A 13,539-nucleotide genomic window follows, 5' to 3' on the forward strand; every position below is an offset into this window, starting at 1 on the left:
CCCCTACGGCGGGAGTGGGGCGGCCGGCTTGGGTGGCAAAGAGTTACCTCAGCGGCTTCCCTTGTCCCCTCCAGCGAGGCGGTGGGAATCCTCCAGCAGTTCCCCGAGCAGCTTCCCGTCGATCCGGTCCAGCCGTACCAGGACCAGCTGGGGTGAACGCTCGTGATGGGGCGTCCAGTAGAAGATGTCCGGTTCAGTGCCGGCGAGTGCCTGGCGTTCTTCGGTCTTGACGGTGAGCACTCCGGGTTCCCAGATCCGGGCCATCAGGGTCCTGGCAAACCACGCCGGCCGGCCCCAGCTCAACCGCTCGGTGACGCCGGGCAGGGCCATGGCAGCTCTTCTGACATCGTCCTCTGTAGCCACGGGTCCGAGTCTGCCTTGATAAACCGGCCTGCGCAACGAAACCCGGGTGCCTTGCGCAGGGACAGTCCCTGCGCAATGAACCACCCTGACGGTACGCTCCCGCGCCCCGGCCGGTTTTTGTCAGCCCCGAGCGCCCAGATCGGCGGAGATGAGTTTAGCCGTCGCCACGATTTCCTGCGCCACCGACGCCAGGTAAGCGTCAGGGTCGGGCTGGGCGGCCACGGACTGGGCCTGCAGGGAGACATTGACGGCGGCCACTACTTTTGGCCCGTCATGAACCGGCGCCGCTACGGACATCAGGCCCAGCTCCAGCTCCTGGTCCAGCAGGCACCAGCCCTGGGCCCGGACGGTCTCCAGGATTGCGAGCAACTCGTTGACGCTGCCAATGGCACGTGGCGTCAGTGGCTTGATCTCAGCGGCTGCCAGGTATGCCTTCAGGTCTGCCGGCGGCAGGCCGGCAAGGAGAACCCTGCCCATGGAGGTCGCGTATGCGGGGAAGCGCGTGCCCACAGTGATGCCCACGTTCATGATCCGCCGCGTGGTCACCCGCGCAATGTAGGCGATGTCCGTCCCGTCGAGCACCGCCGCGGACGTGGACTCCCCCAGTTTGAGGGACAGCTCTTCCAGGTGCGGCTGCGCCAACTGCGGCAGCGACAACCCGGACAGGTACGCGTAGCCCAGCTGGAGCACCTTGGCGGTGAGGGCGAACGTCTTCCCGTCAGTCCGCACATAGCCCAGCTCCACCAGCGTGTGCAGGAAGCGTCGCGCAGTTGCCCGGGTCAGGCCGGTCCGGGCCGCCACCTCGGTGAGGGTCATCACCGGGTGGTCCGTATTAAACGCGCGGATCACGGCGAGCCCGCGGGCCAGCGACTGGACGTATTGGTCACTGGCCTGCGGGGCAGGCGGGGTGTCGGTACGGACGGCGTCGGTCATGGTTACCAATCCTAGGGGCCGCCTCAGCTGGCCGCGGCAGCCTTGAGCGGGACGGGCACGAGGTCCTGGAGTTCTTCGAGGGTGCAGCCGAAGGTTTCGCGGACGGTGACGCCGTCGGGGCCGGTGAGGAAAACGGCTTTGTCGGTGTAGACACGGGTGACGCAGCCGACGCCGGTCAGCGGGTAGGTGCAGGATTCCACGATTTTGGAGGCACCTTCGCGGGTGAGCAGGGTCATCATCACGAAGACGTCCTTGGCGCCTGTGGCGAGGTCCATGGCACCGCCGACGGCGGGAATGGCCCCGGGTGCCCCGGTGTGCCAGTTGGCGAGGTCACCGGTGATGGAGACCTGGAAGGCGCCCAGGACGCAGATGTCCAGGTGCCCGCCGCGCATCATCGCGAACGAGTCGGCGTGGTGGAAGTAGGACGCGCCCGGGAGTTCGGTAACGGGGATCTTTCCGGCGTTAATGAGGTCGCCGTCGATCTCCTCTCCCTTGGCCTCGGGTCCCATGCCGAGCATCCCGTTCTCGGTGTGGAGGGTGATGTCCTGTTCGTCGGTGAGGTAGTTGGAGACCAGGGTGGGCTGGCCGATGCCCAGGTTCACGAAGGACCCGGGGGCGATGTCCTTTGCCACCAGGCGGGCAAGCTCGTCACGGTTCAACGGCTTTTGGCTGGTCTGGATGCTGGTTGCGGTGCTCATGTTCACGCCACCTTCTCTGCGGTGCCTGCTGCCGGGACACGGACCACGGTGTTGACGTAGATGCCGGGCGTCACCACGTTTTCCGGGTCCAGGCTCCCGGTGGGAACGATTTCGGAGACCTGGACGATGGTGTGCCTGGCAGCTGCGGCCATGATGGGGCCGAAGTTGCGGGCGGTTTTGCGGTACACGAGGTTGCCTTTACCGTCGGCTGTGAGGGCTTTGATCAGGGCGACGTCGGCGTGGATGGGTGTTTCGAACACCTGGCCGCGGCCGTCAATGATCCGGGTTTCCTTGCCCTCGGCGAGCATGGTGCCGTACCCGGTGGGGGTGAAGAACCCGCCGATCCCGGCGCCGGCGGCCCTGATCCGCTCGGCCAGGTTGCCCTGCGGCACGAGCTCGAGTTTGATCTCGCCGGCCTTGTACTTGGCGTCGAAGTGCCAGGAGTCGGACTGCCGTGGGAAGGAGCAGATCATCTTCTTCACCCGGCCTTCCTTGATCAGCAGCGCCAGGCCCTGGTCGCCCTGGCCGGCGTTGTTGTTCACCACGGTGAGGTCCTTGGCGCCGCAATCCATCAGCGCGTCGATCAGTTCAAAGGGCTGCCCGGCGTTGCCGAACCCGCCGATCATCACGGTGGAGCCGTCCTTAATCCCCGCCACGGCCTCCTGGACACTGTCTACGAAGTTCAGCATCAGCTCGCCTTTCCGGCAGTTGCGTTTTTGGAGGCAGTGACGTTTTCGAGGACAACGGCCAGGCCCTGGCCCACGCCGATGCAGATGGCTGCGACGCCCCAGCGTTCCCCGGAGGCCTGCAGGCTCCGGGCCAGGGTGCCCAGGATCCGGGTCCCGGAAGCACCCAGCGGGTGGCCCATGGCGATGGCACCGCCGTGCCGGTTCACGATGGCGGGGTCGATGCCCCAGGCGTTGATGCAGGCCAGGGACTGGGCTGCGAAGGCTTCGTTAAGTTCGACGGCGCCCACCTGGTCCCAGCCGATGCCCGCCTTGGCCAGTGCCTTGTTCGCCGCCTCCACCGGCGCGAACCCGAAGTACTGGGGATCGTTGCCGTGCGCGCCGCGGCCTGCGATGCGGGCCAGGGGCTCAAGGCCCAGCAGCCCGCCGGCACTTTCGCTGCCGATCCACGCCGCGGAGGCGCCGTCGGACAATGGCGAAGCATTCCCCGCGGTGACCGTGCCGCCCACTTCGGCGCCCTCGGGCTCGTTGCGGAACACCGTCTTGAGGGCGGCCAGCTTCTCCGCGGTGGAGCCGGGGCGGATGCCTTCGTCCCGGACCAGGTCAGTGCCCGGTACCGGGGCCACCAGGTTGTCGTAGAAGCCCTCGTCCCAGGCGGCGGCGGAGAGGTTGTGCGAGTTGGCTGCGAATTCATCCTGGGCCTGCCGGGTCAGCTTGTACTTCTCGCGCAGCCGTTCAGTGGCCTCGCCCAGGGAGATGGTCCATTCCTTGGGCATCGCCTTGTTTACCAGGCGCCACCCCAGCGTGGTGGAAGCCAGGGTCATGTCCCCGGCTGGGTAGGGCTTCTCGGTTTTGGGCAGCACCCACGGCGCGCGGGACATGGACTCGGCACCGCCCACGAGCACCAGGTCCGCGTCGCCAGTGTTGATCTGGCGCGACGCGATGATTGCCGCATCCAGCGAGGACCCGCAGAGGCGGTTGACCGTGGTGCCCGGGATTGAGACGGGCAGGCCGGCCAGCAGGGTGCCCATCCGGGCGATGTTGCGGTTCTCCTCACCGGCGCCGTTGGCATTGCCGAACACCACCTCATCGATCCGTTCCGGATCCAGCGCCGGGGCCCGGTTGACGGACTCCCTGATAACGTGCGCGGCAAGGTCATCCGGACGCACGGCAGCAAGGCCGGAGCCGAACTTTCCGAACGGTGTGCGCACGGCGTCGTACACAAAAGCCTGGTTCATGGGGTTGTGTCCATTTCTCGAAAAACCTGTTGGGCAGTTTTGAAGGCGGTGTTGGCGGAAGGGACGCCGCAGTAGATGGCCGTTTGGAGCAGGATTTCCTTGATCTCGTCCCTGGTCAGTCCGTTGGCGAGGGCGGCGCGGAGGTGCATGGCCAGCTCCTCCCAGTGCCCGTGCGCCACCATCGCGGTGATGGTGACGGCGGAACGCATCTGGCGGGTCAGCCCCGGGCGGGTCCAGATGCCGCCCCACGCGATACGCGTGATCATGTCCTGGAAATCCTCCGTGAACCCGTCCTTGTTCGCATTGGCCCGGTCCACGTGCGCGTCCCCCAGGACTTCGCGCCGGACCTTCATGCCGCCGTCGTAGATCTCCTGGCTGGTGGCGTCGGGCCGGACCACGCCATGCCGGTCGATGCCGGGCCGTTCTGCGCCCTGCTGTTCAAAAGCGCTCACTTGGCCGCCTCCCGTGATTCTGCCCAGGCGAGGAGGCCGCTCATCAGCTCCGCCACGTGGGCAGGTGCCTCTGCCGGGGCCAGGTGGGCCACGCCTTCGAGCGTGACGGCGGTAGCGGTGCCTCCGCCCGCGGTGATCCCGCCGGCCACTTCGTCAGCCATCGACGGCGTGGCGACTCCATCCATGGCCCCGGCAATGACTTGGGTGGGGACGCGGATGGTGCCGAGCTCTTTCCGGACATCGAAGGCCGCCAAAGCCTCGCAGCAGAAGGCGTAGCTGAAGCGGTCGGCGTCGCGCAGGGCGTGCAGGAGCCTGCTGCTCAGCTCGGGCTCGCGGTCCATGAATCCGGGGGCGAACCACCGTTCGGCAGAACCCTGGATCATCACCGGAGTGCCCTGGCTGCGGACGGTTTCGGCACGTTCCAGCCATCCCTCCGGGGTGCCGATCTTGGCTCCGCTGTTCTGGACGGAGAGGCTCTTGAGCCGCTCCGCATGCTTGATGCCGAGCTGCAGGCCGATGGCACCGCCCAGCGAAACACCGGCATAGTGGAAGGCCTCGCCGGGAGCGATGGAATCCACGAGGTCCACCACCGCATCCGCGAGCGCCGGGACGTCGAATGCTTCGGTGGCCGCTGGCGAGACACCATGGCCCGGCAGGTCCCAGGCCACCACGTCGTAGTCGTTGCCCAGCAATGACGCGGCCCTGTTCCAGAGGACTGAAGAGGTGCCCAGGGACGGGCCCACCACCAGGAGGGGGTGGTCACCCAGGGGTCGCTGGGGTGACAGCAGCGCTGCCTTCAGGGCGGGTTTAGCCACGGGGAGCTCCATTCGCATTGGTGGTCCGGGTAATAAAGTCAGGAAAAGCCGCCAGGATCCGGCGGGAGATCTCAGCAGCCTCGCCCAGGTAGCTGGCCGGGTTGAGGAGGTCCTCGAGCCGGACGTCGGGGAGGACCGACACCGGAACGGCTTCCCGGAGCAGCTTGCGATAGGTTGCGGCCTGATCGGCGGGCGGGGCCTCGAGGGTCTGATCCACCACGGCCTGAAGCTGTTGCTTGCCGTTGCGGCCATCCCTGTCGCCCAGCAGCGGAGCCACGGCGGCGCCTACGCCCTCGGCCAGGAGCAAAGGGCCGGCGAGGTCCAGGTTGCGGCGCATGGCTTCCGGAAAGACCTGCAGTCCCTCGGCGAGCTCCCGGGCGTGCCCGGCCGCGCCGAGTGCCAACGACAGGAGCTGCCGGAGCGCTGGCCACTCGGTGTGCCAGGCGCCGTCCGGCCGTTCGTCATTGAAGTTAGCGGCAGCGAGGTGGAGCTGGGCTGCCAGGTTGGGTGCCTGGAGAGCAGCGCTGCGTACCAGGACGGACAGCACCGGGTTCTGCTTTTGCGGCATTGCCGAGGAAACGCCACGGCCGGCTGCCCGCGGCTCGGCCAGTTCGCCCACCTCCGGCCGGCTCAGGAAGAGAACATCGGCTGCGATCTTGCCGAAGGCATCCAGCACGGCTGCCAGGGCGTGGCCCAATGACGTGATGGCCAGGCGGTTGGTGTGCCACGGTGCAGGCTCCGGGGCGAGGCCCAGCTGGGACGCCAGGGCATCGGCAAGGCTGAAGGGTGTGGCGGAGGAGCCGGTGCTCAGGACAGTGCCTGCAGCCAGGGTGCCGGCGGCGCCGCCGAACTGGACGGGGAACTCCAGGTTCTCCAGGTACCGGCCGGCGGCTGCTGCGCCCTGGAACCACTGCGCTGCCCGCAAGCCGAACGTATACGGAAGCGAGTGCTGGGTCAGGCTCCTGCCCACGCACAGCGTGTCCGCATGCAGCTCCGCCAAGGCGGCGAGCGCCGTCGTGGTGCCTTTCAGGTCAGCCAGCAGCGCCTCAACGGTGTTGCGGGCCAGCAGCATCAGCGCGCTGTCCAGGACGTCCTGGCTGGTCAGCGAGGCGTGGACGGCCTTCCCTGCCCCCACGTTGGCGGTGTCCAGCGCCTCGACCTGTTTGCGGAGGTCGGCCAGCAGCGGGATCACAGGGTTGCCTCCGCCCTGGGCCCGGCGCGCGATGTCCGCCGGATCGTAGCGGGCCGCCTCAGCAGCGGAAGCGACGACGGCGGCGGCACCCGCGGGTGCCAGGCCCGCCTTCTCCAGCACGGCAGCCCAGCCGGATTCGACGGCGAGGATCGCCCCCAGAACTGCGCGGTCCCCGGTCAGCGCCGCCACAAGGGGCGACGCGGAGACAGGGCTGAGCAGGCCGGCGTCACCATCGGACCCGAAGCCGCCGGGCGCAAAGGCTCCGCCTGCTGAACTGGCCGCGCTGGTCACTGGAAGTCCAGGAAGACTGTCTCGCCCTCACCCTGAAGGCGGATATCAAAGGTCAGGCCGCCGTCGGGATCACGCCGGGCTATGAGGGTCTTGCGCCGTTCCGGGTCCAGCGAGGTGAGCAGGGGATCGTTGGCCAGCGCCTCGGTGTCCTCCGGCAGGTAGATGCGGGTGAAGAGCCGGTTGGTCAGGCCCCGGGCGAACAGAGCCACGGAGATGAACGCCGCCGCACCCGGCTTGGTGGGTCCGGGGTTCACGGTGGTGAAGGTGTAGACGCCGGAGTTTCCCACGGCGCCGCGGCCCCAGCCCGTGAACGTGTAGCCGTCACGGACCAAGGATCCGGTCTTCTGGACGATCCTGCCCTCGGAATCGGGCTGCCATATCTCCAGGATGGCATCCGGGATGGTCTGCCCGGCGCCGTCGTACACGGTGCCCTGCAGGCGGATGGAACCCGGGGAGCCGGGGGCCAGGAGTTCGTTGTCCTTCTCGAACGGCAGGGCGTAGCCGTAAAACGGGCCCACGGTCTGGCCGGGGGTGGGAACCAGTGTGCTGCTCATATGCCTATTCCTCATCGCCTTCTGCGCCAAGTGCCTCGTTCTCGGTCCAGGTCCGCTTGGGACCGGTCAGCACGATGTCCCAGTTGTAACCCAGCGCCCATTCCGGTTCGGTCAGGCTATGGTCGTAGTTCGCCACGAGCCGGTCGCGGGCGTCCTGGTCCACGATGGTCTGGTAGATGGGATCCAGCGGGAACAGCTGGTCGCCCGGAAAGTACATCTGGGTGATGATGCGCTGGGTGAACTCGGTGCCGAACAGCGAGAAGTGGATGTGCGCGGGACGCCAGGCGTTCAGGTGGTTTTTCCACGGGTAGGCGCCGGGCTTGATGGTGGTGAACCGGTACGAACCGTCCGGGCCGGTGATGCAACGGCCGATGCCCGTGAAGTTGGGGTCGATGGGGGCCGGGTGCTGGTCCCGCTTGTGGATGTACCGGCCGGACGCATTGGCCTGCCAGATCTCCACGAGCTGGCCGGCCACCGGGCGGCCGTTGCCGTCCAGCACTTTGCCGGCCACAATGATCCGCTCCCCCTGCGGCTCGCCGTTGTGCTGGATGGTCAGGTCCGATTCCAGCGCGTGCACGTCCTGGTGCCCAAACGCCGGGGAGTACAACTCGATGGTTTCCGGGTCCGCGTGGTGCAGGCTCTTGGTGGGGTGCCGCAGGATGCTGCTCCGGTAGGGCGGGTAGTCCAGCCGGGGCTGGGTCTCGGCCGGGGCGCCGTCCTTGAGCGCCCGCACGTAGGCATCGCCCAGGGCGTTGATCTCCGCACTGAGGTCCGCCTGCGTTTCGGTGGCACGGTCTAGGGGCAGGTGCCCGGCCTTCGGCTCGGCGGGCGGCACAAGCTCTTCCGATTCCAGCTCGACATTGATGTCTTCCGGCACGGCTTGCTCCTTTCGAATGGGGTTGGTTTGGGGTGGTTTCAGGGGCGGTGGAGCGAGTCGTATTGGACTGCGTGGCGGACCGGAGCGTTGGGCGCGCCATAGCCGTCGTAGCTGCCGCGGCGTTCCACCATTTCGAAGAACACACTGCCCACCGTGGCGGTGTAGAAATGGAGGAATTCCCCGCTGGCGTCCCGGTCGTACAGGAGGTTGAGCTCCTGGAGGGTGGCCAGGAATCCCGGTTCCAGGTCGAACCGCGCGTCCAGGTCCTCGTAATAGTTGGCCGGAATCTGCAGGAACTCCAGGCCGCGGTCTTGGGCGGACCGGGCGGTGGATACCAGGTCGTCAACGGCGAAGGCGATGTGTTCCTGGTAGGTCTTGTGGGCCTGCTGAGCGGGGGCCTGCTGGTTGGGTGCCAGGTTCAGGACCAGCCGCACCGCGCCGTCTGAGGTCTGCATGACCTGCGAGCGCACCAGGCCGCTGGGGCTCGGCACCTCCGCAAAAGGCTGCGGTTCCAGGGCGAGGGCGCTCGTGTAGAAGAGGACGGCTTCGTCGAAGTGCTGCCAGGGCTGGGCCAGGTTCACGTGGTCAATGACCGCCGCGGATCCCCCCCACGGGTGTTCCAGCCCCTCGCCGAACTCACGGGTCCAGGCGGCGGTGCCGTCGGGGCTGCCCTGGCACAGGAAAATCTCCGTGGAGTCGGGGGCGGAGATGCCTTGGAACACTTCCTCGTCGGCCTGCACCTTGCGGGCCACCACGGGAGCCTTAAGCTGCTGGGCGCGGGCGGAGGCAATCACGGGTGAATCGACGTCGAACCCCAGCGCGGCAATGGCCGGCTCCGCATGTGTGGCCGCCTGTTCGTTGATGATCACGCGTGCCTGGCCCATGGTCCAGAGCTGGACGGCCTTGGTGCGGTGCCGGCCTTCGAACGCGAAGCCGAGCTGGCCCAGGAGCTTCTCCAGCTGGTTGGTATCGTCGGCTTTGACCTCGGCGAAGTTGAAGCCGGCCGGTTCGCTCACCTTGGGGAGGGTGGCCAGTTCCATGGGATAACGACGGCGGCCTGCAGCGCCGCTGCCCGCGGAACCTTCCGGAGAGTTCCTGGCGAGCCATGTGGCGCTCTGCTCCTCAAGCCAGATCAGCGAGCGCATGGCATCCACGGCGGTGCGTTCCGCATCGGACTGGCGGAAGACGTCGTTGAAGACCTCCAGCGATACCGGGCCCGCGTAGCCGGCGCGGACCACGTGGCCCATGAACTTGGCGAGCTCGAACTGGCCTTCACCGGGGAAGACGCGGTAGTGCCGGCTCCAGGACAGTACGTCCATGGTCAGCTTGGGGGCGTCCGCCACCTGGACGAAGAAGATCTTTTCGGGGTTGATCTTCTCGATCGGCGCGGTGTCCCAGTCACGGGACAGGATGTGGAAGGAGTCCAGGCAGGTGCCCAGGTTGGGGCGGTCCACCATGTCCACCAGCCGGTAGGCGTGCTCGTAGTCGTTGACGTACTTGCCCCAGGCCAGGGCCTCGTAGGCCACCTTGACGCCATGGTCCCCGGCCAGCTGCGCGAGTTCGGAGAGCTGCTCGGCGCGGAGGCCGTCGTCGTCGATAGTGGCAGTGGCGACGTTCGAGCAGACCAGGACGGTGTCCATCCCCAGCCGGGACATCAGCTTGAACTTCGCCTCGGCCCGCCGGAGGTTCGCCTTGAGGAGCTCGGGCGTCACGCCGTCGAAATCGCGGAACGGCTGGTAGAGGTCCAGTCCCAGGCCGAGGTCGGCGGCCGTGGTCCGGACCTCTTCCGGGCCCAGGGGTGAGGTGACCAGGTCCTGCTCGAAGATTTCGATGCCGTCAAACCCGGCGATGGCGCAGGCCTGCATCTTTTCCTTCAAAGTGCCGGACAGGCACACGGTGGCGATTCCGGTGCGCATCAGGCAGCCACCTCCTCGGCGGCGACAAGTTCCAGGAAGTGGCTGCGCATGCGCTCCGCGTCAGGTTCCAGTCCGGTGAAAATGCGGAAAGCGTCGGCGGCCTGGCCCACGGCCATCCGGCCGCCGTCCAGCACGTCGCAGCCCTTGGCGCGCGCGCCGCGGACCAGTTCCGTCTCGATGGGCCGGTAGACAATGTCCGCCACCCAGTGGCGGGACTCCACCAGCTCCAGATCCAGCGGGAGCCCGGGGTGGGCGGCCATGCCCACCGGGGTGCAGTGCACCAGGCCGTCGGCCAGGGGCATCAGTTGCGGCAGCTCCGCCGTCGTACGTGCCGTGACGGTGCTCTGCGGGAAGAAGCCGGCCAGCTCCTCCGCCCGGGCAGCACCGCGGGCAGCGTCCATGTCCACGAGGTCCAGGTGGCGGACGCCGGCGGTGAGCAGGGCATACGCGACGGCGGAGCCCGCCCCGCCTGCCCCGAGCTGCACCACGCGGTCCAGCCGCGCGCCGGGAAGGCCCGCGGCGAGGGCGGCGGCAAAGCCGGAGAAGTCGGTGTTGTGGCCGATGAAGCGGCCGTCCTCGATCACCACTGTGTTGACGGCGCCCAGCCGAAGCGCGTCCGGGGACACTTCGTCAAGGTGCTGCAGGACCAGCTGTTTGCAGGGGTGGGTGATGTTCAGGCCGTTGAAACCCAGGGTGCGGGCGCTGTGCAGCAGCTTCCCGACGTATTCGCCGGGCAAGCCAAGCTCCAGCAGGTCAATGGGCCGGTACAGGTAGCGCAGTCCCTGCACGTCCCCTTCGCGTTCGTGCATGGGCGGGGTGAGTGACGGCATCACGCCATCGCCGACCAGTCCCACAAGGTAGGACTCAGTTCGATTACTCATCCGTGCAGCTCCTTTGATACGGCACCGGGCAGCTTCCTTGTGGAGGGTGCTGCGGGGTGATGGAAATTACGGTACATCAATTGTTCACTTTCCGCACGCTTGTTCTAGATGCGAACAATAGGGTGGGATGGGTGCGTAAGCCGCCGCCACTACCGCTGCGGCAGGCGCGCAGCGAGTTCCGCCGCCGCGTCCTGCAAGAGTGGAACGTGCGCTTCCAGTGCTTCCAGGCTGAGGCGGAAGACAGGGACCGCGGTTGCCAGCGAGGCGAACGCATGGCCTTGGTGGTTGAGGAGCGGAACGGCGATGGCGCGCATGCCGATCTCATTTTCCTCATCCATAACAGCGAACCCGCGGCGCCGAACCAGGTCGATTTCCGCACGGAAGGCGTCCCGGTCCGTGATGGATTTTTCCGTCAGCGGTTCGAGGGGAAGTTCAGCGAGGAGCTTTTCGCGCTCGGTGTCCTCGGCGAATGCCACCAGAGCCTTTCCGACGGCGGTCGTGGACAGGGAGCCGAGGTGGCCGGGATCGCTGGTCACCCGGAACATCTGCGGGCCGTCCACCTTGTTCACCGTCAGGTGGTGGTGGCCATCCCGGACGCTGAGGATAGTGGCTTCACCAGTCTGCTCGGTCACGCGGCGCAGGACGGGCAGCGCGGTTCCGGCAAAGCCATGGTGGTTGGAAACCCGTTGGCCCAGTTGGAAGATCCGCAGACCCAGGTGGTAGCGGCGGCCGTCGGGTTCGTAGTCCACAAAACCGTCCCGCGTGAGCGAGCCAAGGAGCCGGTAGGTGGTGCTGAAAGGCAACTGGGCCCGGCGGGAGATGTCCGCGGCACTCGCGCCGCGGGGCTCATCGCCCAGCAGGACCAGGAGCCCCAGCGCCTTTCCCACCATGTCCGTACGGTCTGCGGACCGGCTGGACTTGGGGCCGTTTTCTTCAGCAGCAACATCATCGGGCGCTGTGGTTTGGTTCACACTCATACATCGATGTAACCACAATGTGAGAGCTATTGCTAGATGCTGATTATTTTCTTGACAAGTGACCCCACTCACAGCCATCATTGCTGTATCGCACAAGTAGCTCCCACAATGTGGCTACTGTCCGGGTTCTCCCGTATCTCCCGCCGTGCCGCCCGAGCCAACACCCAGGCCGCCCCGGCTGAAGCCCCTGATCCATCCGCGACAAAGTCGTCACACAAAGGAACTCCATGAGCCAGATACTTCCGTCCGCAGAGCCAGGCCTCGCCGCCCCGGCCGGGACGCCGAAGAAGGCAGCCCTCGCAAGCTTCCTGGGCAGCGCCGTCGAATACTACGACTTCTTCATCTTCGGTTCCGCCGCCGCCCTGATCTTCCCCACGGTCTTCTTCCCGAATGCTGACGCGAACGCGGCCATCATGTCTTTCGCCACCTTCGGCTTCGCCTACGTGGCACGCCCCGTGGGCGCCGTCATCCTCGGCCACTTCGGCGACAGGGTGGGCCGGCGGAGGGTCCTGATGTTCACCCTCCTCCTGATGGGCGCCTCCACCTTCCTGATCGGCTGCCTCCCGGACTTCAACACCGTTGGCTGGTGGGCTCCCGCCCTGCTGGTCCTCGCCCGGCTGTGCCAGGGCCTCTCCGCTGCCGGCGAGCAGGCCGGCGCCTCCTCGATGACGCTGGAGCACGCCCCGGACAACCGCCGCTCCTTCTTCACGTCCTGGACCCTCACCGGTACCCAGGGCGGCCAGATTCTCGCCGCCCTCGTCTTCATCCCCGTCCTGGCCCTCCCGGACGACATCAAGTACGGCATCGGCTGGCGCATCCCCTTCTGGCTGAGCGCCGTCGTTGTGATGGTCGCCTTCTTCATCCGCCGCACCCTGCACGAGCCGCCGGCATTCGAGGAAGCCCAGAAGACCGCCCAGATCTCCAAGCTCCCCGTGGCCGACCTGCTCAAGGGCCACTGGCGCGACGTCCTGCGTGTCATCTGCTGCGCCTTCATTGCCGCGGTATCCACAGTGTTCGGCACGCTCGCCATCAGCTACGCCAAGACCGTTGCCGGCGTGGACGGCACCACCACCCTCTGGCTCGTGGTGGCAGCCAACCTTGTGGCGCTTGGCACGCAGCCCCTGTTCGGCATGCTCGCGGACAAGATCGGCCGCAAGCCAGTCTTCATCTACGGCGCCCTCGCCAGTGCGGTGCTGACGCCCGTCTTCCTGCTCAGCCTCGAATCCGGCAGCGTGCCGCTGATGTTCCTGGCCGCCATCGGCTTCTTCTCCTGCGGTTATGCAGCCTCCAACGCCGTGTGGCCCTCCTTCTACGCCGAGATGTTCAGCACCAAGGTGCGGTTCTCCGGCCTGGCCATCGGCACCCAGCTGGGCTTCCTGATGGCGGGTTTTGCGCCGGCCATCGTGGCCGCCATGGGCGGTATCAAGCCCGGCGGCTGGGTACAGATCAGCATCTTCACCGCCGCCATCTGCGTGGTGGCAGCCATCTCCGCGCTGACCGCCAAGGAGTCCTTCCGGATCCCCACCAAGCAGCTCGGACTTAAGTAGCCCGCCGGTACTGACACTCCAGCCCGGTTTTCAGACCGGAAAGCCCGCCATTCCCCCAAATGGCGGGCTTTCCCCTGTCAAAAGTGGGCTGTTGTGGCAGCATGTGCAGCCAAGGACCC

Annotated in this window: 14 protein-coding genes; 1 reads left to right on the top strand and 13 read right to left on the bottom strand. The window is 67.0% G+C overall.

Translation table 11 applies throughout. The features are described from left to right. Positions 1-48: 48 nt before the first annotated feature. The 13 genes from AC5RVY_RS13205 to AC5RVY_RS13265 all read right to left on the bottom strand — a co-directional run bounded on the left by AC5RVY_RS13205 (position 49) and on the right by AC5RVY_RS13265 (position 11,873). A complete protein-coding gene (locus AC5RVY_RS13205) occupies positions 49-363 on the bottom strand; it encodes an MmcQ/YjbR family DNA-binding protein (protein ID WP_493955166.1) in 315 nt (104 codons plus the stop codon). 120 nt (positions 364-483) lie between these two features. After that, positions 484-1,296, bottom strand: coding sequence for an IclR family transcriptional regulator domain-containing protein (locus tag AC5RVY_RS13210; RefSeq protein WP_493955167.1), 813 nt, complete (start codon positions 1,294-1,296; stop codon positions 484-486). A gap of 23 nt (positions 1,297-1,319) precedes the next feature. Beyond that, positions 1,320-1,994 carry a 3-oxoacid CoA-transferase subunit B gene (locus tag AC5RVY_RS13215; protein ID WP_493955168.1) on the bottom strand — a complete coding sequence of 225 codons (675 nt, stop codon included), beginning with the start codon at positions 1,992-1,994 and terminating at the stop codon, positions 1,320-1,322. Between the two features lie 2 nt (positions 1,995-1,996). Next, positions 1,997-2,683: a 3-oxoacid CoA-transferase subunit A gene (locus AC5RVY_RS13220; RefSeq protein WP_493955169.1), complete on the bottom strand. Its 687-nt coding sequence runs from the start codon at positions 2,681-2,683 to the stop codon at positions 1,997-1,999. Then, a complete protein-coding gene (locus AC5RVY_RS13225; RefSeq protein ID WP_493955170.1) occupies positions 2,683-3,918 on the bottom strand; it encodes a thiolase family protein in 1,236 nt (411 codons plus the stop codon). Before AC5RVY_RS13225 ends, AC5RVY_RS13220 begins: the two co-directional genes overlap by 1 nt. Beyond that, the gene (gene pcaC / locus AC5RVY_RS13230; protein ID WP_493955171.1) at positions 3,915-4,370 is read right to left on the bottom strand and encodes a 4-carboxymuconolactone decarboxylase; all 456 of its coding nucleotides are present in this window, start codon (positions 4,368-4,370) and stop codon (positions 3,915-3,917) included. Before pcaC ends, AC5RVY_RS13225 begins: the two co-directional genes overlap by 4 nt. After that, entirely contained in the window at positions 4,367-5,185 is an 819-nt protein-coding gene (locus AC5RVY_RS13235) for an alpha/beta fold hydrolase (protein ID WP_493955172.1), read from the bottom strand. Before AC5RVY_RS13235 ends, pcaC begins: the two co-directional genes overlap by 4 nt. Continuing rightward, a complete protein-coding gene (locus AC5RVY_RS13240) occupies positions 5,178-6,668 on the bottom strand; it encodes a lyase family protein (RefSeq protein WP_493955173.1) in 1,491 nt (496 codons plus the stop codon). The genes AC5RVY_RS13235 and AC5RVY_RS13240 overlap by 8 nt, the downstream gene beginning before the upstream one ends. Then, positions 6,665-7,222, bottom strand: a complete 558-nt coding sequence (gene pcaG, locus AC5RVY_RS13245) for a protocatechuate 3,4-dioxygenase subunit alpha (protein WP_493955174.1) — start codon at positions 7,220-7,222, stop codon at positions 6,665-6,667. Before pcaG ends, AC5RVY_RS13240 begins: the two co-directional genes overlap by 4 nt. A 4-nt stretch (positions 7,223-7,226) precedes the next feature. Further along, positions 7,227-8,099 (bottom strand): protocatechuate 3,4-dioxygenase subunit beta, encoded by an 873-nt coding sequence (gene pcaH, locus AC5RVY_RS13250; RefSeq protein WP_493955175.1) that lies wholly within the window; start codon positions 8,097-8,099, stop codon positions 7,227-7,229. A 38-nt stretch (positions 8,100-8,137) separates the two neighbouring features. Then, complete coding sequence (locus AC5RVY_RS13255; protein WP_493955176.1) at positions 8,138-10,015, bottom strand: bifunctional sugar phosphate isomerase/epimerase/4-hydroxyphenylpyruvate dioxygenase family protein; 1,878 nt, start codon at positions 10,013-10,015, stop codon at positions 8,138-8,140. Then, positions 10,015-10,896, bottom strand: coding sequence for a shikimate dehydrogenase (locus AC5RVY_RS13260; protein ID WP_493955177.1), 882 nt, complete (start codon positions 10,894-10,896; stop codon positions 10,015-10,017). The genes AC5RVY_RS13255 and AC5RVY_RS13260 overlap by 1 nt, the downstream gene beginning before the upstream one ends. A gap of 149 nt (positions 10,897-11,045) precedes the next feature. Then, on the bottom strand, positions 11,046-11,873 hold the full coding sequence (locus AC5RVY_RS13265; RefSeq protein ID WP_493955178.1) for an IclR family transcriptional regulator: 828 nt from the start codon (positions 11,871-11,873) through the stop codon (positions 11,046-11,048). A gap of 227 nt (positions 11,874-12,100) precedes the next feature. Between AC5RVY_RS13265 and AC5RVY_RS13270 the strand changes: the two genes are divergently transcribed. Next, complete coding sequence (locus AC5RVY_RS13270; RefSeq protein WP_493955179.1) at positions 12,101-13,420, top strand: MFS transporter; 1,320 nt, start codon at positions 12,101-12,103, stop codon at positions 13,418-13,420. Positions 13,421-13,539: the final 119 nt, after the last annotated feature.

Source organism: Arthrobacter sp. Ha26 (assembly GCF_059091705.1).